This window comes from Pseudomonas sp. AE27 (genome assembly GCF_037113495.1).
GTDB lineage: Bacteria > Pseudomonadota > Gammaproteobacteria > Pseudomonadales > Pseudomonadaceae > Aquipseudomonas > Aquipseudomonas palmensis.
On record NZ_CP146966.1, the window covers coordinates 3223968 to 3246063 of the forward strand.

A 22096-nucleotide genomic window follows, 5' to 3' on the forward strand; every position below is an offset into this window, starting at 1 on the left:
GCGTAGTTTGGTCGGGGATTGTCGCAGATTTGCCCTGCCACGGCACGGTTCGCCATGCAGGGCCATTGTTTAGCCATTGATTAACTGAAGGTATACAAAGGCCGATTTAATGAACCTTCCCACGCGTGGGAGTATCCGTGCATGACTTTGCCAGCGTGTACGCCCCGCCCCCTGATGCGCCCTTCGTTCCCGAAGGTGCGGGCGCGCCCCGGTGAAAATCCGCTGTTCAATAGCATCCTCGCGTTCTGGGCCTTGTGGCATTGCCGCCATGCCCGCCCACCAGATACCGCCCTCGCACCCCACTGATACCGCTGGCCCGGTTGCGGCCAACCCTGTCGACCGATCGACGTGCCCACTGGCGCGCGATCCTGTACGCCGTCACGGCGTAAGCGAGTGCACCATGCAGTTTGCCCCTGTTTCCGAGGCCGAGGATTTCCTGGCCGCCAACCCCGATATCGAGATGATCGAGTTGTTCATCCTCGACGCCAACGGCGTGCCCCGCGGCAAGCTGCTGCACCGCGAGGAGTTGCTGGCCGTGTATGAAAGCGGGCGGCCGCTACCCAGCACCATCCTCGGCCTGACCCTCAATGGCGACGATGTGGAGAACTCGGGGCTGGTGTGGGACGTGGGCGATATTGACTGCCGCGCATACCCGCTGGCCGGCAGCCTGGTGCGCATGCCGTGGCGGCAGATCCCCACGGCGGCATTGCAGGTGAGCATGCACCCCAGCGAAGGCCTGCCGGCCACCGTCGCCGATCCACGCCAACTGCTGGCCAAGGTGATCGACGCGCTCAAGGCCGATGGCTATGAGCCGGTAATGGCCTGCGAGCTGGAGTTCTACCTGCTCGACCAGAAGCGCGATCACCTGGGCCACCCGCAACCGGCACTGGATACCGACGGCGGTCGCCCCCGCGCTACCCAGGTATACGGCCTGCGCGAGCTGGAGCAGATCGAACCGTTTCTGGCCGACCTGTACAGCGCCTGCAAGGCCCAGGGCATTCCTGCGCGTACCGCGATTTCCGAATACGCCCCCGGCCAGGTGGAGATCACCCTGGAGCACGGCGACGCCTTGCTGGCCATGGACCAGGCGGTGCGCTACAAGCGCCTGGTCAAGGGCGTGGCACACAAGCACGGCATGCAGGCCTGCTTCATGGCCAAGCCGTTCGAGCACCTGGCCGGCACCGGCATGCACATGCACGTGAGCCTGGCCGACGCCGCCGGCCACAACCTGTACGCCAGCGAAGACAAGGCCGGCACGCCCTTGCTGCGCCAGTCGGTGGGCGGCATGTTGGCCATGCTGCTCGACTCGCTGCTGCTGTTCTGCCCCAACGCCAACTCCTATCGCCGCTTCCAGGCCAACAGCTATGCACCGCTGGCGCCGACCTGGGGTGTGGACAACCGTACCGTGAGCCTGCGCGTGCCCGGCGGGCCGGCCAATACCCGACATATCGAACACCGCATCTGCGGCGCCGATGCCAACCCGTACCTGGCAGCCGCAGCCATTCTGGCCAGCATCCACCATGGCATCCGCCAGCAACTGGACCCCGGCGCCCCGGTGCAGGGCAACGGCTACGCCCAGGCCAAGACGCTGCTGCCCACCGACTGGCTGACCTCGCTGACCGCGCTGGAGCGCTCCAGCTGGGCGCGCGAAGCGTTCGGCGAGGCCTTCCTCGGGGTGTACCTGGCGGTCAAGCGCGCCGAGTACCGCCAGTTCATGGCCGAGGTCGGCGAGCAGGACTGGCGCTGGTACCTGACCCAGGCCTGAGCCCCCTATTCTTCAAGGAACACACCCATGAATGCAGCCCTCAACCACGGCACCGCCCAGCGCAGCGCCTCCTACTACACCGCCAGCCTGAACGACACCACCCAGTACCCGACCCTGCAGGGCACGGTCGAGGTCGACGTGGTGATCATCGGTGGCGGCTTCACCGGCGTGGCCAGCGCGGTGGAACTGGCCGAGCGCGGCCTGAAGGTGGCCATCGTCGAAACCAACCGTATCGGCTGGGGCGCCAGCGGGCGCAACGGCGGCCAGGTCACCGGCAGCCTGTCGGGTGACGAGGCCATGCGCAAACAGATGCGCAAGCGCCTGGGCGATGACGTGGACGATTTCATCTGGCAACTGCGCTTTCGCGGCCACGACATCATCCAGCAACGGGTCGAACGCTACGCCATCGACTGCGACCTCAAGCACGGCCACCTGCACGCGGCCATGAAGCCTGCGCACATGACCGAACTGCAGGCCTTCGCCGACGAAGCCCAGCGGCGCGGCATGGGCGAGCAGGTGCAGATGCTCGACCGCGAGGCGGTGCGCCAGCACCTGGACAGCCCGTTGTACCTGGGCGCGCTGAAGAACCTGCGCAACCTGCACCTGCACCCGCTCAACCTGTGCCTGGGCGAGGCGCGGGCAGCGCACCAACTGGGCGCGCTGATCTTCGAGAACTCCGAAGTGCTGGAGATCGTGCATGGCGACAAACCTGCGGTTGTCACGGCCAAGGGCCGGGTCAACGCACGCCAGGTGATGCTGGCCGGCGACGTGTACCACAAGCTGGAAAAGCCCCAGCTCAAGGGCAAGATCTTCCCGGCCATGGGCGGCATCGTGACCACCACGCCACTGGGCGAGCTGGCCCGCAAGCTAAACCCGCAGGACCTGGCGGTGTACGACTGCCGCTTCGTGCTCGACTATTACCGCATGACCGCAGACGGGCGCCTGCTGTTCGGTGGCGGGGCCAACTACTCGGGACGTGATTCGCGGGATATCGCGGGGGAGCTGCGCCCGTGCATCGAGGCGACCTTTCCGGCGCTCAAGGGCGTGCCGATCGAGTTCCAGTGGAGCTGCGCGATGGGCATCGTGGTCAACCGCATTCCACAGTTGGGCAAGCTGTCGGACAACGTGTGGTACTGCCAGGGGTATTCGGGGCATGGCATTGCCACCAGCCACATCATGGGCGAGATCATGGCCGAAGCGATCACCGGCACATTGAGCCGATTCGATACCTTTGCCGGCTGCAGCCACATCAAGGTGCCGATGGGCGATGTGCTGGGCAACCCATTGCTGGCGGCGGGGATGTGGTACTACCAGATGCTTGAGAAACTGCGTTGAGGCATTCGCCGGCAAGGCCGGCTCCTACAGGATTTGCGGTGTTCCTGTAGGAGCCGGCCTTGCCGGCGAACGAGTGCAGCACGATCCACACGAAGATCAGGCGATCTTCTTGAGGCCCAGCTTCTTCAACTCTTCATCGCGCAACTCGCGCCGCAGGATCTTGCCCACGTTGGTGGTCGGCAAGGCATCGCGGAACTCGATCAGGCGCGGCACCTTGTACGCCGTGACATTGGCGCGCATGTGCTCCATCACCTGTTCCTTGGTCAGGGTCACACCCGGCCGCGCCACGATGAAGATCTTGATCAGTTCGCCCGATTTCTCGTCCGGCACGCCAATGGCGGCGCACTGCAATACGCCCGGCAGGGTCGCCAGCACGTCTTCGAGTTCGTTCGGGTAAACGTTGAAGCCAGACACCAGAATCATGTCCTTCTTGCGGTCGACGATGCGCATGTAGCCATCGGTCTGGATCACCGCGATATCACCGGTCTTGAGCCAGCCGTCGGCATCCAGGATCTCGGTGGTCGCCTCTTCGCGCTGCCAGTAGCCCTTCATCACCTGCGGGCCCTTGATGCACAGCTCGCCGATCTCGCCCAGCGCCAGCTCCTTGCCATTGTCGTCGATCACCTTGCACAGGGTCGACGGCAGCGGAATGCCGATGGTACCGATCTGGTTGTGCTCGGCCGGGTTGACCGCCGCCACCGGGCTGGTCTCGGTCATGCCGTAGCCTTCGCAGATGGAGCAACCGGTGACGCTCTTCCAGCGCTCGGCCACCGCCACCTGCAGGGCCATGCCGCCCGACAGGGTGAGCTTGAGCCCCGAGAAGTCCATCTTGCGGAAGGTCTCGTTGTTGCACAGGGCCACGAACAGAGTGTTCAGGCCGACGAAGCCGGTGAACTTCCACTTGGACAGTTCCTTGACCATCGCCGGCAGGTCGCGCGGGTTGCTGATCAGGATGTTGTGGCTGCCGATCAGCATCATCGCCATGCAATGGAAGGTGAAGGCATAGATGTGGTACAGCGGCAGCGGCGTGATCAGGACCTCGCAGCCCTCGCCCAGGTTCGAGCCCATCAGCGCACGGCATTGCAGCATGTTGGCCACCAGGTTGCGGTGGGTCAGCATCGCACCCTTGGCCACACCCGTGGTGCCACCGGTGTACTGCAGCACGGCGACATCGCCGCTGTCGGGGCTGACTTCGTTGACCGCCTTGCCCTGCCCCTTGGCCAGCGCATCGTTGAACTTGACGGCCTTGGGCAGGTGGTAGGCCGGCACCATCTTTTTCACGTACTTGATCACACTATTGATCAGCAGACGCTTGAGCGGTGGCAGCAGGTCGGCCACTTCGGTGACAATGATGTGCTTGACCTGGGTCTTGGGAACGACCTTTTCGGCCAGGTGGGCCATGTTGGCCAGGCACACCAGCGCCTTGGCACCGGAATCGTTGAACTGGTGTTCCAGCTCCCGCGCGGTGTACAGCGGGTTGGTGTTGACCACGATGAGCCCGGCGCGCATCGCACCGAAGACGGCCACGGGGTATTGCAATACGTTTGGCAGTTGTACCGCGATGCGGTCACCGGGCTGCAGGTCGGTATGCTGCTGCAGGTAGGCGGCAAACGCCCCCGACAGCTCATACAGCTCGCCATAGGTGAGGGTCTTGCCCAGGTTGCTGAACGCCGGCTTGTCGGCGAAACGCTGGCAGGACTGCTTCAATACCGCTTGAATGTTCGGATACTCATCAGGATTGATTTGCGAGGCAACCCCGGCTGGGTACTTATCCTTCCAAAAGTGTTCGATCATGGAAGCCCACTCCTCCAGCAACAGCGAAATCTTCTCCGCAGTCGACGCGATTATTATTGATATGTGATGACGGATTGCTACAAACCGAAGCATCAGAAGCGCGCCGAGAGTAGCAGCTTTGCCAGAGGGCGCCTAGAGCCAAAGTGGGCCGCAAAGTCACATAAATGACTAATGAATACCCAGTAGTCATTTTTAGAGTAAAGGGTCTATTCAGCAAAAGCTTCGCCGGCAAGGCCGGCTCCTACACGGCAAAGTAGGAGCCAGCCTGGCCGGCGAATGGCTTTCAGGCGATATCGCGCAATTCCCGGCGCAGGATCTTGCCCACCGGGGTCATCGGCAGCGAATCACGCAGCACGATCTGCTTGGGCACCTTGTAGCCGGTGAAGTTGGCCTTGCAGTAGGCCTTGAGCTCCTCGACGCTCACGCCGCCATCGCGTGGCACCACGAACAGTTTCACCGCCTCGCCGGAACGCTCGTCCGGCACTCCGATGGCCGCGCAGTTGGCCACCTTGGGGTGCGCCATCACCACGTCCTCGATCTCGTTGGGGTACACGTTGAAGCCCGACACGATGATCATGTCCTTCTTGCGGTCGACGATGCGCGTGAAGCCGTCCGGGTCGATCACTGCAATATCGCCGGTCTTGAGCCAGCCCTGCGCATCGAGCACCTCGGCGGTGGCGTCCGGACGCTGCCAGTAGCCCTTCATCACCTGCGGCCCCTTGATGCACAGCTCACCGCGCTCGCCCAGGGCCAGCTCGTTGCCGTCATCATCGATCACCTTGTACGCCGTATCGGGCAGCGGTATGCCGACCGTACCCAGGCGCGCCTGCTGGCCGTAGGGGTTGGTGCTGGCTACCGGCGAGGTTTCGGTCAGGCCATAGCCTTCGACGATGCGACACCCCGTGATGCTCTCCCAGCGCTCGGCAGTGGCCTTGACCAGCGCCGTGCCGCCGGAGTTGGTGACCTTCAGCGAGGAGAAATCCAGGTGCTTGAAATCCGGATTTTCCATCAGTGCCACGAACAGCGTGTTCAGGCCCAGCAATGCCGAGAAGCGCCACTTTTTCAGCTCTTTGACAAAGCCCGGTATGTCGCGCGGGTTGGTGATCAGCACGTTGTGATTGCCGGTGACCATCATGCACATGCAGTTCGCGGTGAAGGCATAGATGTGATACAGCGGCAGCGGCGCGATCATCACCTCCTGGCCTTCCTTGATCATTCTCTGCCCGTCCGGCCCCAGCTGCGAAAAGCACGCCAGCACCTGCAGCATGTTGGCCACCAGGTTGCCGTGGGTGAGCATCGCGCCCTTGGGCAGGCCGGTGGTGCCGCCGGTGTACTGCAGCACCGCCACGTCATCGAGCGTCACCTGCACCGGCTTGAGCGCATGGCCACGGCCCTGGCGCATCACCTGCCGGAACGGCACCGCCTGGGGCAGGTGATACGCCGGCACCATCTTCTTGACCCGCGCCACCACGGTGTTCACCAGCCAGCCCTTGGCCAGCGGCAGCAGGTCGCCCATCTTCGCCTCGATCAGCACCTCGATACCGGTATCGGGCAGCACCTCCTGCACCAGCTTGCCGAACATGTTCAGGTACACCAGGGCACGGGCGCCGGAGTCCTTGAACTGGTGGCGCATCTCGCGCGCGGTGTACAGCGGGTTGGTGTTGACCACGATCAGCCCGGCGCGCATCGCGCCGAACACGGCAATCGGGTACTGCAGCACGTTGGGCATCTGCACCGCGATGCGATCACCCGGGACCAGGTCGGTGTGCTGTTGCAGGTAGCCGGCAAAGGCCGCGGACTGGCGATCCAGATCGGCGTAGGTCAGGGTGACGCCCAGGTTGGTGAACGCCGGGCGGTCGGCGAAGCGCTTGCAGGAGCGCTCGAACACCTCCAGCACCGACTTGTAGACAGTCAGGTCGATATGTGAGGGCACGCCCGCGGGGCGCTTGTCATTCCAGAAGTCAGCTTGCATTTATTCTTGTCCTCATTCCTGAGCCTGTGGGCTGCCTGCATGCAGAAAATCGCATCGTGTGCCGACGTTAGCAGTTAAGCCGCAGGGGGCAAACATGCCAAGACCTGTCATTAACATTCTGAATCTTGTTGCCATCATCCGTTCAATTACACAAATGGGCTATACACTTGCAGGATCAGCCACTTGCGCAAGGGAACCGCCATGAACCACGACGTGTTCTGGCTGCCGGCCAGCAACCATTGCAGCCTGCATGTGTATCAATGGCTGCCCGCCGCGCCGATCCGGGCCGTGGTGCTGCTGGCCCATGGCATGGCCGAGCATGCCGGGCGCTACCAGCGCCTCGGGCAGGCCCTGAGCGCTGCCGGCTTCGCGCTGTATGCCCACGACCAGCGCGGCCACGGGCGCACCGCCGAACACGGCACCCTGGGGCTGTTCGCAAGCCACCAGGGCTGGGACAGCGTGGTCAACGACCTGGCCAGCCTGGCCCAGCACATCGGCCAGCAGCACCCCGGCGCCCCGCTGTTCCTGTTCGGCCACAGCATGGGCAGCTACATCGTCCAGGCCTACCTGCTGCACCACAGCGCCAGCCTGCAGGGGGCGGTGCTCAGCGGCTCCAACTTCCAGCCACCGGCGCTGTACCGCGCGGCCTGCGTGATCGCCCGCCTCGAAGCCTGGCGCCAGGGCCCGCTGGGACGCAGCGCCCTGATCGACTGGCTGTCGTTCGGTTCGTTCAACAAGGCGTTCAAGCCCAACCGCACGGCCTTCGACTGGCTCAGCCGCGACAGCGCCGAGGTCGACGCCTACGTGGCCGACCCGCTGTGCGGGTTTCGCTGCACCAACCGCCTGTGGGTCGACCTGCTGATGGGCCTGGAACACATCAGCCAGCCGCGGCACCTGGCACAGATCGATCCCAACCTGCCGATCCTGGTGATGGGCGGCGAATGTGATCCGGTGAGCGCCGGCAAGCGTCTGAAGGATCTGGTCGGCGCCCTGCGCCTTGCCGGCAATCAGCGCGTGCAATTGCAGCTCTACCCGCAGGCACGCCATGAACTGCTCAACGAAACCAACCGTGACGAGGTGACGGCGGCGCTCATCGCCTGGCTCGAGCAGGGGCTGACCCAGGGCCGCCCTGCCCGCAGCGAGTGATACAGTACGCACCTTGTCCGAACCTTGAAGGAAACAGCCTGCATGACCCAGGTCACCAACACGCCTTACGAAGCCCTCGAAGTGGGCCAGACCGCCAGCTTCAGCAAGACGGTCGAAGAACGCGACATCCAGCTGTTCGCCGCGATGTCCGGTGACCACAACCCGGTGCACCTGGATGCCGAATTCGCGGCCAGGAGCATGTTCAAGGAACGCATTGCCCACGGCATGTTCAGCGGCGCGCTGATCAGTGCCGCAGTGGCCTGCGAACTGCCCGGCCCCGGCACCATCTACCTGGGCCAGCAGATGAGCTTCCAGAAGCCGGTGAAGATCGGCGACACCCTGACCGTACGCCTGGAAATCCTCGAGAAGCTGCCCAAGTTCCGCGTGCGCATTGCCACCCGCGTGTTCAACCAGCACGACGAACTGGTGGTGGACGGCGAAGCCGAGATCCTCGCCCCGCGCAAGCAGCAGAGCGTCGACCTGGTGAGCCCGCCGCCGATCACCATCGGCTGATAGCGGCCCATGGCGCTGGTGACCGAGCACCTGCAGGCGGGCGGCCTGGTCGAGGCCTACTGGGTCAGGGCCAGCGCCGCCAGCTTTCCGCGTCATGCCCATGACGAGTATGTGCTGGGCGTTAACCTGAGCGGTTGCGAGCAGATCTGGCTGGACGGACGTGAGCTGCAGGCGGCGCCGGGTCAGGTGACCCTGTACAACCCGCTGGCGGTGCAGGCCTCCACCTTCGACCCGGCAGGCGTGGAGTACATCAGCCTGCACCTGGCACCCGAGGCGATTGCCCGGTTGGTCAGCCAGAACAACCTGAACAGCCCGCTGTTCGAGCAAGGCGTGTTCGACCAGCCTGCGCTGTGCCAGGCTATCGTGGCCTTCGCCCGTGCGCCGGCACACTCCGGCCATCAGGAGGAAGCCTTGTTGGCCCTGCTGGCGCAATGGCTGGAGCAGTCGCCCGGCAGGCCCGGCGAATACAGCCACGCATTGGCCCAGGCACTGCAGTTCATGCGCCAGCACCTGGGGCACAAGCTTGAGCTGGACGAGCTTGCGCAGGTGGCCGGGTTGAGCAAGTACCACTTCGTGCGCAGCTTCAAGAAGGCCACAGGGCTGGCACCGCTGCAGTACCACATGCAACTGCGCCTGATCGAGGCACGCCGTTGCCTGCGCGCCGGCCTGCACCCGCTGGATGTGGCCCAGCTTCTGGGCTTCTACGACCAGAGCCATTTCATCAACAGTTTTCGCCGGGTAATGGGCGCCACGCCCCATCATTACTGGCAGGCGTTCAAGCCTTCATAAAGCAAAAGAGCTGCTGGCGCAGCCCTGACCGGTCAATGCGGCAAAAAGCCTGCCGTCCCGTCCTTGGAACGTTTTGCCGTGCGTTTTTCCTTGGCGGTTTTGGCGGGTTTCTTCTTGACCGATTTTTTCGCATCCAGACCTTTCATGACAGGCCCTCCGCTGAGCGCGACACCTGCTTGCCGGTGACCGACTGATTATAGACCCGCCCCGGCGACCGGCGCGGCGAGGATGAATTCGCGGTAGCCCGATACGATCACGTACACCGCGAAATAGCAGAAGATGCCCGCCGAGGCCAGGTACGACCAGGTCAGCAGACGGTCGCCCAGCAGGCGCCCGCCGTGGCTGGCCAAGGTGCACAGCGACGCGCACCACAGCAGCCCGGCAATGAAGAACCCGCTGAGAAACAACCCGGCCTCGAGCATGCCGCCTGCGCCGGAGCGCGAGATCAGCACCCCGCCGACCGCGGCAAACCACAGGATCGCGCTGGGCGAAGACATGGCCAGAAAGATGCCGCGCAGAAACTCGCGCCAGGGCGATTCGCGCACCACCTGCTGGCTGGTGTCCATATGCGCATTGCCGCGCCAGGCGGCCAGCAGCATCTTCAGTGCAAACCACACCAGCAAAAGCGAACCGCCCACCCACAACACCCAGCGCACGCTGGTGAACTGCAGCAGCACGGTCATGCCGAGCAATGCCGCCACGGCATAGATCAGATCCCCCACACAGGTGCCCAGCCCCAGCCAGAAGCCCTGCAGAAAGCCGCGCTGCATGGCCAGGGTGATCATGGCGATATTGGCCACGCCGATATCCAGGCACAACGACAGGCTGAGAAGAAATCCGTTGGAAAATGGCATGAACGCTCGACTACCGACGATGAAGGGCAGGCGCCATTAGACTCAGTGAGGGAGGGTGGTGTATTGGAAGAAATTGCCGTGCTCAGGCCCGCGCGGCCCGCTCGAAGACCTCATCGGCCCATTGATTGAGACTCTTGCCTGCAGCCTGCGCCGCGATGCTGGCAGCGGCGTGCACCTCTGGCCGGATACGCAGCATCACCTTGCCAGAAGCCGGTTTCTCGGGAGCGATGCCCTGTTCAGCACAATCGGCCAGGTAGTCTTCAAGCGCCAGGCTAAACGCTTCATGCAGCGCACTCACGGAGCTTGCGTGAAAACTGATGATGTCTCGAACCCCGAGTACCCGCCCGACGAAGATATCGTCGCGTGCGTCGTATTCGACACGAGCCGAATAGCCCTTGTAAGTCATGCTGCTCATACCTGAACTCCTGCCCGCGAGAGAAATTCACGGGCTTCTTCAACCTGATATCGCTTGGCCTCTTTGCCTGGGTGCGGGCGGTGGCAGCGCCACTGCTGATCGCCCAGCACCAGCTTGAGCCTTGAGCCCTCACGCTCGATGACCCGCCCCCCAAGATGGAGAACCAGCGCTTCAATATCGGAGAAGACCACAGAAGAAAGGGTCGGTATCCGAAAAATGGCATGAGGGTCTTTCGATATCGATTGTTCATCGGAAAATGCTATCAAAATAAGATAGCATTTTTTCCAAAGGAGTCATTCAGGACCTTTCAGTGACCCGCCAGCACCTGCGCATAGCGCTCCCGGTCGATATTGGCGCCACTGAGCACCACTGCCACCTTGCGCCCCTGCTGGCGCTCGCGCTCCTGCAGCAACGCCGCCAGCCCCGCCGCACCGGCGCCTTCGGCGGTGTTGTGCGTGTCTTCGTGGAAGATGCGCATGGCGTTGGCGATTTCAGGGTCGCTGACGCGCACCACCCGCGCCGCGCCCTGGCGGATGATCTCGAACGCCTCGGGCAAGGGCATGCGGCATGCCATGCCGTCGGCGAAGGTGTTGGCGGTTTCGGTGGTGACGATGCGGTTCTGCTCGAAACTCGAGGCAAAGGCATCGGCCTCGGTGGACACCACCCCGACGATCTCGGTGTGCAGCCCCAGCAGGTCACGGGTACGAATCAGCCCGCAGATGCCCGAGCCCATGCCGATCGGCACGTACACGCAGTCCAGCGCCGGTACGGCCTCGAACAGCTCCAGCGCGTAGGTGGCCACGCCGCGGATCAGGTCCGGGTGGAACGGCGGCACGCTTTCATATCCGTGCACCTGCGCCAGTCGCGCCGCCTCGGCCCGCGCCAGGTCGAAATCGGCGCCATGCTCCACCAGTTGCGCACCCAGCGCGCGCATGGCGGCATTCTTTTCCCGCGAGTTGCCCTCGGGCACCACGATGATGATCGGCAACCCGGCACTGCGCGCCGCCAGCGCCAGGCTCTGCCCGTGGTTGCCACGGGTGGCGGTGACCAGCCCGCGCACCGTGGGTGAGCGCGCCAGCAGCGCCTGCACGTACAGCAGCCCGCCGCGAACCTTGAAGGCACCGGTGGGCGCGTGATTCTCGTGCTTGACCCACACCTGGCAGCCCACGCGTTCGGCCAGGCGCGGCCAGGCGTACTGGGGCGTGGCAGGAACGCGGGTGTGTACCAGGCGGGCAGCGTCGCGCAGGGCGGACAGGTCGAACATGAGGCACCTCGATGGCCAGGGGAATTGACCTGATCCTAGTCGCGCCGCATTGTATGGGTGAACCCTTATATTGCATGGCCAACAATAAATGTGGACCCCCACCCTAGGCGACACCTCCCTGCCCCGCTACCTCGAACTGGTCGAGGCGATTGCGCGGGCGATCGAAAGCGGCGAGCTGAAAGTGGGCGAGCGCCTGCCGCCGCAGCGGCGCCTGGCCTGGAACCTGGGCCTGAACCCCAGCACCACCCAGCAGGCGTACCGCGAGGCAGCGGCCCGGCATCTGGTGTCCGGGGAGGTAGGGCGAGGCACCTACGTGCTGGCGGGCAGCAAGGAAGCAACGCTGTTCCGCCTCAAGCAACCCGGCCAGCAAGCGACGCAGATCGACCTGTCGACCAATGTGCCGGTGGCCGACGACAGCAGCCCCGACCTGGCGCATGCCTTGCGCCATCTGCTGGAACAAGGCCCTGCCGGCCAGCTCGAGCATTACCTGGGTGCCGAACAGTTGCTGCGCGGGCGCCTTCAGGGCGCCGCCTGGCTGCGCCGGCGCGGCCTGCAACTGGACGAGCGCCAGGTGCTGCTGTGCGGCGGTGCCCAGCTGGGGTTGTTCAACGTGCTGCTTTCGCTGTGCCAGCCAGGAGACGCCGTGATGGTCGAGGCCTTGACCGCACCCGGCATCAAGGCGGCCTGTCGACAGTTGCGCCTGCCGTTGCACGAGGTTGCGCTGGACGGCCAGGGCATCCTGCCCGACGACCTGGACCGTGTCGCACGTGCCACCGGCGCGCGGGTCGTGGTGCTGACGCCGACCCTGCAGAACCCCACCGGCGCCTGCATGGGCGCTGCGCGCCAGGCCGCCATTGCCGCAGTGATCGAGCGCCATGCCCTGACCCTGATCGAGGATGATGTCTACGGTGCCCTGGCCGATACCCCGGCGCTGCTGGCACAGGTGGGCGGGCGCGGCGTGCTGGTCACCAGCCTGTCGAAGAGCGTCGCGGCCGGTTTGCGCCTGGGCTGGATCGTCGGCAGCGCCGAGTTGCTGGCGCGCATCGACCCGCATGCCCAGGCAACACACTGGCCGGTGTCGCCGCTGGACCTGGAGATCGCCTGCCGCTGGATCGATGACGGCACCGCGGCGCGACGCGTGGCCTGGCAGCGTGAAGAAGTGGGTCAGCGCTGGCGGATGGCCAGGCGGATACTGGGCAAGGCATTGGTGGGGGATGTGCCTTCGCCGCATGTCTGGGTCAACGGTGTGCGCGCCACAGCGTGCCGTGATGCCGGCGTGGCAGTGGTGCCAGCCGAGGTGTTCGCGGTGCGCCAGGGCGACCGGGCAGCGGTGCGCATCAGCCTGTCGGCGGCGCAGAGCCGGGCGCAGTTGAAGCAGGCGCTGGAAAGGGTGGCGGCAGTGGTTTCAGGGTGAGCGGGCCGGCTCCTGCAGAGAAAGCGGTACCGGTGCCGGCGAAGAGGCCCTCCAATTCAATCGCAACATCCGGAGTGAAACCCCAGTCATCTTTTCTACACTGAACCTGCTCCCTTACCCACGGAAACCGGCATGAACCCGCTGTTCTACACCCAGGCCTGCGCCCACCTGGCCAGCCTCGACCCGAAGTGGGCCGCGCATATCGAGCGCATCGGCCCATGCCTGCACCAACCGCTGCCCACCCGCGACCCGTATCAGGCGCTGGTCAGGTCGATTGCCTACCAGCAATTGCACGCCAGGGCCGCCGAAGCGATCCTGCGGCGGTTCCTGGCGCTGTACCCCGGGCAGGCCTTCCCCAGCCCCGAGCAACTGCTGGCCACCGCGCCCGAGCAACTGCGTGCCTGCGGGTTTTCCGCGAGCAAGCTGGCCACTATCCAGGGCATCGCCCAGGCTCGCCTCGACGGCCTGGTACCCGACCATGAGCTGGCCCGCCGTCTCGACGAAACCAGCCTGATCGAGCGCCTGACGCAACTGCGCGGGGTTGGACGCTGGACCGTGGAGATGTTGCTGATCTACACCCTTGAACACATGGACACCCTGCCCGCCGATGACTTTGGCGTGCGCGAAGGCTACCGTCGCCTGTTCGCCCTGCCCGCCCAGCCCACGCGCAAGCAGATGCTGGAACTGGGCGCCCCGTGGAGCCCGTATCGCACCGTGGCCGCCTGGTACCTGTGGCGCGTACCCGCCACCGGCTGAAATCCGGGCGAATTCCACCGCAAGACCCGGAGTGCCGCCCCGCACGGCACCACCTACCCTCACCACATCGCCCTCAGCCAAGAGCCACACGCCATGCCCCGCACACCTTCGATCGATGTCAACGACCCACGCTGGCAAGCCGTGCTGGCCCGCGACGCCGCGGCGGATGATGATTTCGTCTATGGGGTTCGCACCACCGGGGTCTACTGCCGCGCCTCCAGCCCGTCACGGTTGCCGCGCCCGGAGAACGTCGAGTTCTTCGACACTGCCGCCCAGGCCGAGGCCGCCGGCTATCGCCCCAGCCGGCACTACGCCGCCGACCCGCGCCAACTGGCCGAGCAGCATGCCACCCAGGTCACCCGGGCCTGCCAGCTGATCGAAACGGCCGAGGTCGAGCCCAGCCTCAAGCAAGTGGCTGCCCATGTCGGCATGAGCCCGTATCACTTCCACCGGGTGTTCAAGGCCGCGACCGGCCTCACCCCCAAGGCCTACGCCAATGCCAGACGCGCGCACAAGGTACGCCGGCAGCTTGAGCAGCCGGGCTCGATCACCGACGCCCTGTACAAGGCTGGCTACAACTCCAACAGCCGTTTCTACGAAGACAGCAACGCCCGGCTGGGCATGACCCCGGCCGCCTATCGCGCGGGCGGCGCCAATGCCTCGATCCGCTTTGCCATTGCCCAGTGCTCACTCGGCGCGCTGTTGGTGGCCCAAAGCGAGCGCGGGGTGTGCGCCATCCTGCTGGGCGACGACCCCGAGGCGTTGCTGCACGACCTGCAGGACAAGTTTCCCAAAGCCGAACTGATTGGCGCCGACGCCGAATTCGAGCAGTGGGTGGCCAAGGTGGTGGGGTTCATAGAAGCGCCCGCCCTGGGCCTGGACCTGCCGCTGGACCTGCGCGGCACGGCCTTCCAGGAGCGGGTGTGGCAGGCGTTGCGCAGCATCCCGGCAGGCAGCACCGCCAGCTACGCCGAGATCGCCCAGCGCATTGGCGCGCCCAGGGCAGTCAGGGCGGTGGCCCAGGCGTGCGCCGCCAACAGCCTGGCGGTGGCAGTGCCCTGTCATCGGGTCGTACGCAGTGATGGCAACCTGTCCGGCTACCGCTGGGGCGTGGAGCGCAAGCAGGCGCTCCTGGCCCGGGAACAACAGCCCAGTGACCTGTAATGATCAGCCCTGGCTGCAGCCATCGCCCATGGCGCGGTACTCGATGGTGTGGCGCTGGCCCTGATGGTCTTCATAGGTCATGGTGGCCGGCACCACTTCGCAGACATTGGGCAGGGTCGAGAGGCTTATCACCCGGGCGATGTCCAGGTTGGTCGAATAGTCATATTGCTCGACCACCGGCTGCGCAGCAGCGGTCTTGACCTCGTCCGCCAGGGCGAACGAAGAGACACCCACCAATACAAGTGCAAGTAAGGTTTTCATGGTATTAGGCCTGCAAAGCAATCAAACGAAGTGTTTGACTTCATCAGCCGAGTTGGCGCGGAGAAGTTGTCATATCAACGAATGGACATAACACGAAGTACCGATCCCGTTACGCTTCTAGTGGCTGGGATGGGTCAAGTTTATAAGGTTGCGAAGGTGGTTGAAGCCCGAAGCCGGACATTCACTGTTACCGCCTCGGTAACAATAACCGCACGGCAAGCCCTCGACAGCCTACCCAAGCCCGTGTAAAAGCCCGTGCCAGAGCCCTTGCTGGAAACCGCCGTGAGTGAAATACGCTACAGCCTGCTAAGCGCTGCCGAGCGCCCTTTGCTGAACAAATTCTATCGCGCCCAAGGTACGGCCATGCGTGCCAGTGCCAAGGGCGAGGCCTGGGTGGCGCGTGCGGGTGAGCTTGTCGCCGCAGTGAACATGAGCGCGGTACCCGAGGGGTTCTGGCTGACCGGCTTGCTGGTGGCACCCGCCTGGCGCGGCCGGCACATTGCACGACAACTGATCGAGCATGCCTGCGCCGGCAAGCCGGGCACGGTGTGGCTGTTCTGCCACCCGGACCTGCTGGCCTTCTACCAGCCACTGGGGTTCAGCCCTGCCGGCGCACTGCCGCTGCAGCTCAATGAGCGTCTGGCGCGCTATCAGCGCAGCAAATCGTTGATCGCGTTGGCGCGGGATCAGTCGTCGCTGGCCGGGTCCAGCCCCGGGAACAGCACCTCGGTATAACCGAACTTGCTGAAGTCATGGATGCGCGAGGGGTACAGGCGACCGATCAGGTGATCGCATTCGTGCTGCACCACCCGCGCATGAAAACCCTCTGCCGAGCGCTCGATGGGCTGGCCCTGCGGGTCGACCCCGCTGTAGCGAATGTGCCGGTAGCGGCTGACCACGCCGCGCAGGCCGGGCACCGACAGGCAGCCCTCCCAGCCATCCTCGACCTCGGTGCCCACCGGGGTGATCACCGGGTTGAGCAGAATGGTCTGCGGCACGGGCTCGGCATCCGGGTAGCGCTCGCTACGCTCGAAGCCGAAGATCACCAGTTGCAGGTCGACCCCGATCTGCGGCGCCGCCAGCCCCACGCCGCCCACGTGCTGCATGGTGTCGAACATGTCGGCAATCAGCTGCTCAAGCTCGGCAGTGCCGAACAGACGGGCCGGTACGGGCGGTGCAACGCGCAACAGGCGCTCGTCGCCCATCTTCAGGATGTCACGAATCATGCGGGGCTCGGCTCACGGGTTCAGGCGCGGAATCGGACGGGATGGAGTGATCGCGCCCCAGCCCGGAAACATGCTTTTTATCATGTTCCGGCGCATCGTCGTCGGGCATTTCCTTCTCGCCAGGGTCCTTGCCTTCGGCCGACATGTGCTCGATCACCGCATTCATCTCCGCCCCCAGCAGCAATACTGCGGCAGAAATATAGAAGTACAGCAACAGCACGATGATCGCACCGATGCTGCCGTACATCGCGTTGTAGTCGGCAAACGTCTTGACGTAGTAGCCAAACCCCAGCGACGCGATGATCCACACCACCACCGCCAGTACCGAGCCGGGGGTGATGAAGCGAAATTCCTGCTCCACATCGGGCATCACGTAATAGATCAATGCCACCGCCACCATCATCAGGATGATGATGGCCGGCCAGCGCAGGATGGTCCACAGCGTGACGATGAACTCCTGCATGCCTACCTGCGAGGCGATCCATTCCATCACCTGCGGGCCGAGCACCATCAAGGCGGCGGCGGCCAGCAGCATGCCGGCGATTCCGACGGTATACAGCACCGACAGCGGGATGCGCTTCCACACCGGGCGCCCTTCCACCACGTCATAGGCGGCGTTCATCGCGCTCATCATCAGGCGCACGCCCGCCGACGCGGTCCACAGGGCGATCACGATACCTACCGAGAGCAGCCCGCCCTTGGATTGCTGCAACTGGTCGATCACCGGGTTGACCTGCTCCAGCGCCTGGGGCGGCAACACCAGTTCCGACTGCAGGCGCAGCCAGGTGAAGAAGTCGGGTAGATGCAGAAACCCGATCAGGGCGATCAGGAACAGCAGGAAGGGGAACAGCGAAAACAGCATCTGGTAGGCCAGGGCCGACGCATAGGTGGACATCTCGTCATCGAGAAACTCGCTTACCGTGCGCACCAGAACACGATGCAACGGCAGGCCGTGCAAGTTGGGGAAAATCATAGCGTCTCCTTTCGCCGCTCCACTGTCATAGGCAGTAATCCAAGCGTTGGGGGGGTGTTTTACCTGACGGTAGTCTAGTAGACCACGTCTGTGAGGTTACGATTGATTGCCACAGACAGCAGAACGGCCACCCGAAGATGGCCGTTATCGGCTACACGCGCAGCCGGTCAGGGCTTTTTCACAGCATCCTTGACCGCATCCTTGGCCTTGCCCACTGCCTGCTGGGTTTCGCCCTTGACTTCCTGGGCCTTGCCCTCGGCGCGCAGTTTATCGTTATCGGTCACCTTGCCCACGCCTTGCTTGATGTTGCCTACCGCTTCGTTGGCCAAGCCTTTTGCTTTGTCCGAAGTGCTGCTCATGGCATTTCTCCTGAAGGGGAACAAATAGCTGTCAGTGTCGACAGTCAATGGACCCGCCCGCTTCTGCGAGAGTTTCAAATATTTTTGTGCGGTGTGGATTCCCACAATGGATAAACAGCGGGCGAATATCGCCCCCAATCGTGCCTGGCCTGCGCCAGGGGTTGTCGGCTTTGCCTAGAATCGGGCACCAGCGCCCTGCAGCCCGGGCGCGATAAAAACAACAGACACAGCGATCACTACCCATGCGTATCTCCCCCTTGCTGGCAGCCCTGCTGCTGGCCGTACCTGCCCATGCCCTGCACGCAGCACCTGCCGTACAGCCCGCCGCCCTGACCACCCTGGTGGTCGATCGCTATGCCGACGACGAGCAGCCCGGCAGCCTGCGCTGGGCCATCGAGCGCAACAACCAGGCGCCCGGCACCTACCGGATCGAGATCCGCCCGGTCGGCCAGCCGCCCTACGTGATCAAGCCCGCTTCGGCCCTGCCGCCGATTCTCGGCCCGGTAAGCCTCGAAGGTGCGGCCTGGAAGCGCAACGGCGAGTACATCGCCATCGACGGTTCGGCCTATATCGTCGGCAACGGCACGCGCGCATGCCCTGGCGCCGTGCCCGGACAGTTCGGCACCAATGTGCGCACCACCACCGGCCCGGGGCTGGTGATACGCGATACCCAGGGCGTGGAGATTTCCGGCCTGGATGTGCGTAATTTCTGCATCGGCATCCTGGTCAACCGCGCCAGCCACAACGTCATTCAGGACAACCGCATCACCGCCAACAAGGGTGGCGCCGGCATCATGCTGACCGGCGACGACGGCCAGGGCAATTCGACCGCCACCACCACGGTGAACAACAAGGTGCTGCGCAACCAGCTGGTGGACAACGGCGACGGCCTGGAGCTGACCCGCGGCGCGGCGTTCAACCTGGTGGCCGACAACCTGTTTCGCTCCACCCCGGCCAACGCGGAGCCCTCCCAGGGCATCGAGATCCTGTGGGGCAATGACAACACGGTGGTGCGCAACCGCTTCGAGGACTATTCCGACGGCCTGCAGATCAACTGGGGCCAGCGCAATTACCTGGGGGCCAACACCTTTACCGGCAACTCCATTGGCGTGAGCGTCAGCGGTGCGGGCAACATCCTCGATGGCAACCTGATCCACGGCAACCGCATCGGCGTGGCGCTGCGCCCGGAGCCGACCTCCACCAGCAACCGCCTGACCGCCAACCGCATCTGGAACAACAGCCAGGATATCCGGCGCTGCGAAGCGGGCGGTTCGTGCGTGCCCGATCAGCGCACCGGCGCCATCGTGTTTTCGGTGCCGGCGCTGGAGCATGCGCTCTATGTGGGCTCGCGTGGCATCGGTGTCGACCCGTCGGGCACCAACCGGGCGATCATCTGCACCGACAAGGCCGCACCGCAGGGTTGCCAGCCGGTACCCAATCACGATCAGGCGGCCCCGCTGCTCAAGGCAGTCAAAGGTGACCGCTTGCTGGGCCAGGTGAGTGGCGAGCCCGACAGCCTGTTGCGGGTGGAGGTGTTCGGCAATGCTGACTCAAAGGCCGGTGAAGCGGAGCAGTATCTGGGCGAAGTGATGGTGGCGACGGATGCCAGGGGTCAGGCGCAGTTCGAGTATGTATTGCCGCAAGCAGATGGGCTGCAGGCGTTCACCGCGACGGTCACCCGGTCCGACGGGGCCACCTCGGAGTTGAGCAAGGCGCTGGCGCGCTGAGGACCGCGGGGTGGCCATTCGTCGGCAGGGATTGTCTGCGAATGGTCGGCCCTGTCAGCAGGCCCCGCTTTAGTTTTCAGCGCAATCCCAGCACAATGGCCGACCTTTCAAGCGTCACCCGTAGGAACCTGCATGAAACTCGACAAACCCACCGCCATCGCCCGTCGCAACCAGGCGCTGGAACGCCCTGTGCTCAACAGCGACAACACCCTGTTTGCCGTGCTCGATACCAAGCGCAGCCTGTGGTGGTTCGATGTGCCGGTGAAGCTGGTGCTGCCCAAGAGCGTGGCCGACTGGGTCAACCTGCTGCTCTACACCCCGGAGACCGACCAGTTGCAGCACCTCAAGGTGCCGGTCAACTTCCTGCGTGCGCACCTGGAGAAGATGGAAGTACGCAAGCCGGGCAAGCGTCGCTCGACCATCAGCCTGGCGCTGAGCGCCGACCGCGACTCGCTGCTGCAGGACTTGCGTCCGGGCGGCGAAAACCTGAGTTTTGCCGCCTTCGTGCAGGTCTGATCAGACCAGTTCGATGCGGTCGGCGTGAATCACGATGCGCCCGTCCTTGTACAGGGCGCCGATCGCTTTCTTGAAGTTGCCCTTGCTCACCCCGAACAGGTCGCTGATCACCTGCGGGTCGCTCTTGTCGCTGACCGGCAGCACGCCGTTGGCGGCCTTGAGCTTGTCGAGGATCTTGTCGTTCAGCGTGCTGGCCAGGGCCTGGCCGACCGGCTGCAGGCTCAGGGCGATCTTGCCGTCGCTGCGCAGCTCCTTGATGTAGCCCTTCTCCTGCTTGCCCGAACGCAAGAACTTGAACACTTCGTTCTTGTGGATCAGGCCCCAGTGCTTGTTGTTGATGATGGCCTTGAACCCCATCGGGGTTTCCTCGACCACCAGCAGGTCGACTTCCTGGCCCACGCTGTAGTTGGCCGGCAGCTTGTCGAGGTAGCGGTCCAGGCGCGCGGTGGCGGTGATGCGCCGGGTGCGCTTGTCGAGGTAGGCATGCACCACGCAGTACTCGCCCGCCTTCATCTGGCGTTTTTCTTCGGAGTACGGCATCAACAGGTCCTTGGGCAGGCCCCAGTCGAGGAAGATGCCGATGCTGTTGATTTCCACCACCTTGAGGCTGGCGAACTCGCCCACCTGCAGTTTGGTCTTCTCGGTAGTGGCGATCAGCTTGTCTTCGCTGTCGAGGTAGACGAAGACGTTGAGCCAGTCCTCGACCTCGGTGGGCGTGTCCTTGGGGATGTAACGGTTGGGCAGCAGAATCTCGCCGTCCGCCCCGCCGTCCAGGTACAGACCGAAATCCGTGTGCTTGACCACTTGCAAAGTGTTGTAACGCCCAACTAAAGCCATTTGCTGAAATCCTCGTTGCGAGGCTGGCATTCTACACGCTACGGGAACCGCCAGGCGCGCCGTTGTTCTATAAACACAAGCACGCCCCTGCAAGGATATGCACCCATGGATGCCTGCCTGTCCACGTTGTTTCGCTGCCTTTCGCTGCTGGTGCTGTCGACGCTGCTGCTGGTCGGCTGCAACCGCATGGACCTCGCCTACCGCAACCTCGATGTACTGGTGCCCTGGTCGCTGAGCGACTACCTGAGCATGAATCGCCAGCAGAAAGGCTGGCTGGACGAACGACTCAAGGCGCACCTGGCATGGCATTGTCGTACACAGCTGCCGGGCTATCTGACATGGCTGGGCGATATTCGACAGATGGTCGCGCACAACGAGGTCACCGACGCGCAGCTAAGGCTGCGCACCGAGCAGGCCAAGCAGGCCATCGCCGAGGTGGCCGACCAGATCATGCCGTCGGCCACGCAGCTGCTGCGCGGCATGGACGACGAACAGGTCAGCGACATGCGCGAGGCGTTTGCCGAAGACATTCGCGAGCGCGAGGCCAAGTACGTGAAGACGCCGCTGGCCAGGCAGATCGAGCAGCGCCAGCAGCGCATGGAAAAACGCCTGACGCCATGGCTGGGCGAACTGAACCCGCAGCAGCGCCTGCGCGTGGCGCAGTGGTCACAGGCGTTGGGCGAACAGAACCGTCAGTGGATCGCCAACCGCGCACACTGGCAGGCGCAGTTCAGCGCGGCGATGGAGCAACGGCGCAGCGAGGCATTCGAACCAAGGCTGGAACAACTGCTCAAGCAGCGCGAAAGCCTGTGGACGCCGGAGTACCGCATGGCCTACCAGCGTACCGAACAGGAGGCGCGCAGCCTGCTGGTGGACCTGATGGCGCAGAGCAGCGAGCAGCAACGTCAGCACCTGCAGGGCAGGCTGGCCAAGGTGCAGCAGGACTTCAGCAAGCTCAAGTGCCTGCAATCCTGAACCGATTCGCCGGCAAGGCCGGCTCCTACAGGCGCGACGCG

The 22096-nt window shown here is 64.2% G+C and carries 23 protein-coding genes; 12 read left to right on the forward strand and 11 right to left on the reverse strand.

The genetic code is table 11. From position 1 onward, the window contains the following. Positions 1 to 400 precede the first annotated feature (400 nt). Both V9K84_RS14680 and V9K84_RS14685 read left to right on the forward strand, forming a co-directional pair. Complete coding sequence (locus V9K84_RS14680; protein ID WP_088514505.1) at positions 401 to 1765, forward strand: glutamine synthetase family protein; 1365 nt, start codon at positions 401 to 403, stop codon at positions 1763 to 1765. Positions 1766 to 1792: 27 nt separating this feature from the next. Further along, positions 1793 to 3100: an FAD-binding oxidoreductase gene (locus V9K84_RS14685; RefSeq protein ID WP_054914947.1), complete on the forward strand. Its 1308-nt coding sequence runs from the start codon at positions 1793 to 1795 to the stop codon at positions 3098 to 3100. 96 nt (positions 3101 to 3196) lie between these two features. Here the strand turns inward: V9K84_RS14685 and fadD1 are convergent, their stop codons facing one another. Together fadD1 and fadD2 are read right to left on the reverse strand one after the other, a co-directional pair. Beyond that, positions 3197 to 4894, reverse strand: coding sequence for a long-chain-fatty-acid--CoA ligase FadD1 (gene fadD1 / locus V9K84_RS14690; protein ID WP_088514504.1), 1698 nt, complete (start codon positions 4892 to 4894; stop codon positions 3197 to 3199). A 283-nt stretch (positions 4895 to 5177) separates the two neighbouring features. Beyond that, complete coding sequence (gene fadD2, locus V9K84_RS14695) at positions 5178 to 6866, reverse strand: long-chain-fatty-acid--CoA ligase FadD2 (RefSeq protein WP_058541533.1); 1689 nt, start codon at positions 6864 to 6866, stop codon at positions 5178 to 5180. Between the two features lie 201 nt (positions 6867 to 7067). On the opposite strand from fadD2, the gene V9K84_RS14700 reads away from it, so the two are divergent. From V9K84_RS14700 to V9K84_RS14710, 3 genes are read left to right on the forward strand one after another with little or no spacing between them, the layout of a single operon-like run. After that, positions 7068 to 8012: an alpha/beta hydrolase gene (locus tag V9K84_RS14700; protein WP_088514503.1), complete on the forward strand. Its 945-nt coding sequence runs from the start codon at positions 7068 to 7070 to the stop codon at positions 8010 to 8012. Between the two features lie 42 nt (positions 8013 to 8054). Continuing rightward, on the forward strand, positions 8055 to 8525 hold the full coding sequence (locus V9K84_RS14705) for a MaoC family dehydratase (protein ID WP_043864165.1): 471 nt from the start codon (positions 8055 to 8057) through the stop codon (positions 8523 to 8525). A gap of 9 nt (positions 8526 to 8534) precedes the next feature. After that, a complete protein-coding gene (locus tag V9K84_RS14710; protein ID WP_088514502.1) occupies positions 8535 to 9314 on the forward strand; it encodes an AraC family transcriptional regulator in 780 nt (259 codons plus the stop codon). A gap of 194 nt (positions 9315 to 9508) precedes the next feature. On the opposite strand, the gene V9K84_RS14715 is transcribed toward V9K84_RS14710, so the two are convergent. The 4 genes from V9K84_RS14715 to V9K84_RS14730 all read right to left on the reverse strand — a co-directional run bounded on the left by V9K84_RS14715 (position 9509) and on the right by V9K84_RS14730 (position 11847). Further along, entirely contained in the window at positions 9509 to 10168 is a 660-nt protein-coding gene (locus V9K84_RS14715; RefSeq protein WP_078481629.1) for a LysE family translocator, read from the reverse strand. Between the two features lie 82 nt (positions 10169 to 10250). Beyond that, the gene (locus tag V9K84_RS14720; RefSeq protein WP_043864168.1) at positions 10251 to 10583 is read right to left on the reverse strand and encodes a type II toxin-antitoxin system HicB family antitoxin; all 333 of its coding nucleotides are present in this window, start codon (positions 10581 to 10583) and stop codon (positions 10251 to 10253) included. Next, a complete protein-coding gene (locus V9K84_RS14725; protein WP_238596464.1) occupies positions 10580 to 10774 on the reverse strand; it encodes a type II toxin-antitoxin system HicA family toxin in 195 nt (64 codons plus the stop codon). The genes V9K84_RS14720 and V9K84_RS14725 overlap by 4 nt, the downstream gene beginning before the upstream one ends. Before the next feature lie 116 nt (positions 10775 to 10890). Then, a complete protein-coding gene (locus V9K84_RS14730) occupies positions 10891 to 11847 on the reverse strand; it encodes a threonine dehydratase (protein ID WP_043864169.1) in 957 nt (318 codons plus the stop codon). Between the two features lie 88 nt (positions 11848 to 11935). On the opposite strand from V9K84_RS14730, the gene V9K84_RS14735 reads away from it, so the two are divergent. The 3 genes from V9K84_RS14735 (at position 11936) to ada (ending at position 15181) form a co-directional block, all read left to right on the forward strand. Further along, entirely contained in the window at positions 11936 to 13261 is a 1326-nt protein-coding gene (locus tag V9K84_RS14735; protein WP_078481630.1) for a PLP-dependent aminotransferase family protein, read from the forward strand. 132 nt (positions 13262 to 13393) lie between these two features. Further along, positions 13394 to 14017, forward strand: a complete 624-nt coding sequence (locus tag V9K84_RS14740; protein ID WP_088514501.1) for a DNA-3-methyladenine glycosylase — start codon at positions 13394 to 13396, stop codon at positions 14015 to 14017. 93 nt (positions 14018 to 14110) lie between these two features. Then, positions 14111 to 15181: a bifunctional DNA-binding transcriptional regulator/O6-methylguanine-DNA methyltransferase Ada gene (ada, locus tag V9K84_RS14745; protein ID WP_043864172.1), complete on the forward strand. Its 1071-nt coding sequence runs from the start codon at positions 14111 to 14113 to the stop codon at positions 15179 to 15181. A gap of 3 nt (positions 15182 to 15184) precedes the next feature. Here the strand turns inward: ada and V9K84_RS14750 are convergent, their stop codons facing one another. Further along, positions 15185 to 15442, reverse strand: coding sequence for a DUF2790 domain-containing protein (locus V9K84_RS14750; protein ID WP_043864173.1), 258 nt, complete (start codon positions 15440 to 15442; stop codon positions 15185 to 15187). A gap of 282 nt (positions 15443 to 15724) precedes the next feature. Here V9K84_RS14750 and V9K84_RS14755 point away from each other — a divergent pair, with 282 nt between their 5' ends. Beyond that, positions 15725 to 16177: a GNAT family N-acetyltransferase gene (locus V9K84_RS14755; RefSeq protein WP_167400236.1), complete on the forward strand. Its 453-nt coding sequence runs from the start codon at positions 15725 to 15727 to the stop codon at positions 16175 to 16177. Here V9K84_RS14755 and def read toward each other — a convergent pair. The 3 genes from def to V9K84_RS14770 all read right to left on the reverse strand — a co-directional run bounded on the left by def (position 16129) and on the right by V9K84_RS14770 (position 18000). Then, positions 16129 to 16668: a peptide deformylase gene (gene def / locus V9K84_RS14760; protein WP_043864175.1), complete on the reverse strand. Its 540-nt coding sequence runs from the start codon at positions 16666 to 16668 to the stop codon at positions 16129 to 16131. The genes V9K84_RS14755 and def overlap by 49 nt on opposite strands. Continuing rightward, the gene (locus V9K84_RS14765; RefSeq protein ID WP_043864176.1) at positions 16658 to 17641 is read right to left on the reverse strand and encodes a YihY/virulence factor BrkB family protein; all 984 of its coding nucleotides are present in this window, start codon (positions 17639 to 17641) and stop codon (positions 16658 to 16660) included. The genes def and V9K84_RS14765 overlap by 11 nt, the downstream gene beginning before the upstream one ends. A 167-nt stretch (positions 17642 to 17808) precedes the next feature. Beyond that, a complete protein-coding gene (locus tag V9K84_RS14770; protein WP_043864177.1) occupies positions 17809 to 18000 on the reverse strand; it encodes a CsbD family protein in 192 nt (63 codons plus the stop codon). Between the two features lie 242 nt (positions 18001 to 18242). Between V9K84_RS14770 and V9K84_RS14775 the strand changes: the two genes are divergently transcribed. Together V9K84_RS14775 and V9K84_RS14780 are read left to right on the forward strand one after the other, a co-directional pair. After that, positions 18243 to 19727, forward strand: a complete 1485-nt coding sequence (locus V9K84_RS14775) for a NosD domain-containing protein (RefSeq protein ID WP_088514500.1) — start codon at positions 18243 to 18245, stop codon at positions 19725 to 19727. Between the two features lie 132 nt (positions 19728 to 19859). Continuing rightward, complete coding sequence (locus V9K84_RS14780) at positions 19860 to 20243, forward strand: hypothetical protein (protein WP_043864179.1); 384 nt, start codon at positions 19860 to 19862, stop codon at positions 20241 to 20243. On the opposite strand, the gene V9K84_RS14785 is transcribed toward V9K84_RS14780, so the two are convergent. Continuing rightward, positions 20244 to 21080 carry a S1-like domain-containing RNA-binding protein gene (locus V9K84_RS14785; protein WP_043864180.1) on the reverse strand — a complete coding sequence of 279 codons (837 nt, stop codon included), beginning with the start codon at positions 21078 to 21080 and terminating at the stop codon, positions 20244 to 20246. A gap of 186 nt (positions 21081 to 21266) precedes the next feature. On the opposite strand from V9K84_RS14785, the gene V9K84_RS14790 reads away from it, so the two are divergent. Further along, positions 21267 to 22055, forward strand: a complete 789-nt coding sequence (locus V9K84_RS14790) for a DUF6279 family lipoprotein (RefSeq protein WP_236066344.1) — start codon at positions 21267 to 21269, stop codon at positions 22053 to 22055. Positions 22056 to 22096 lie beyond the last annotated feature (41 nt).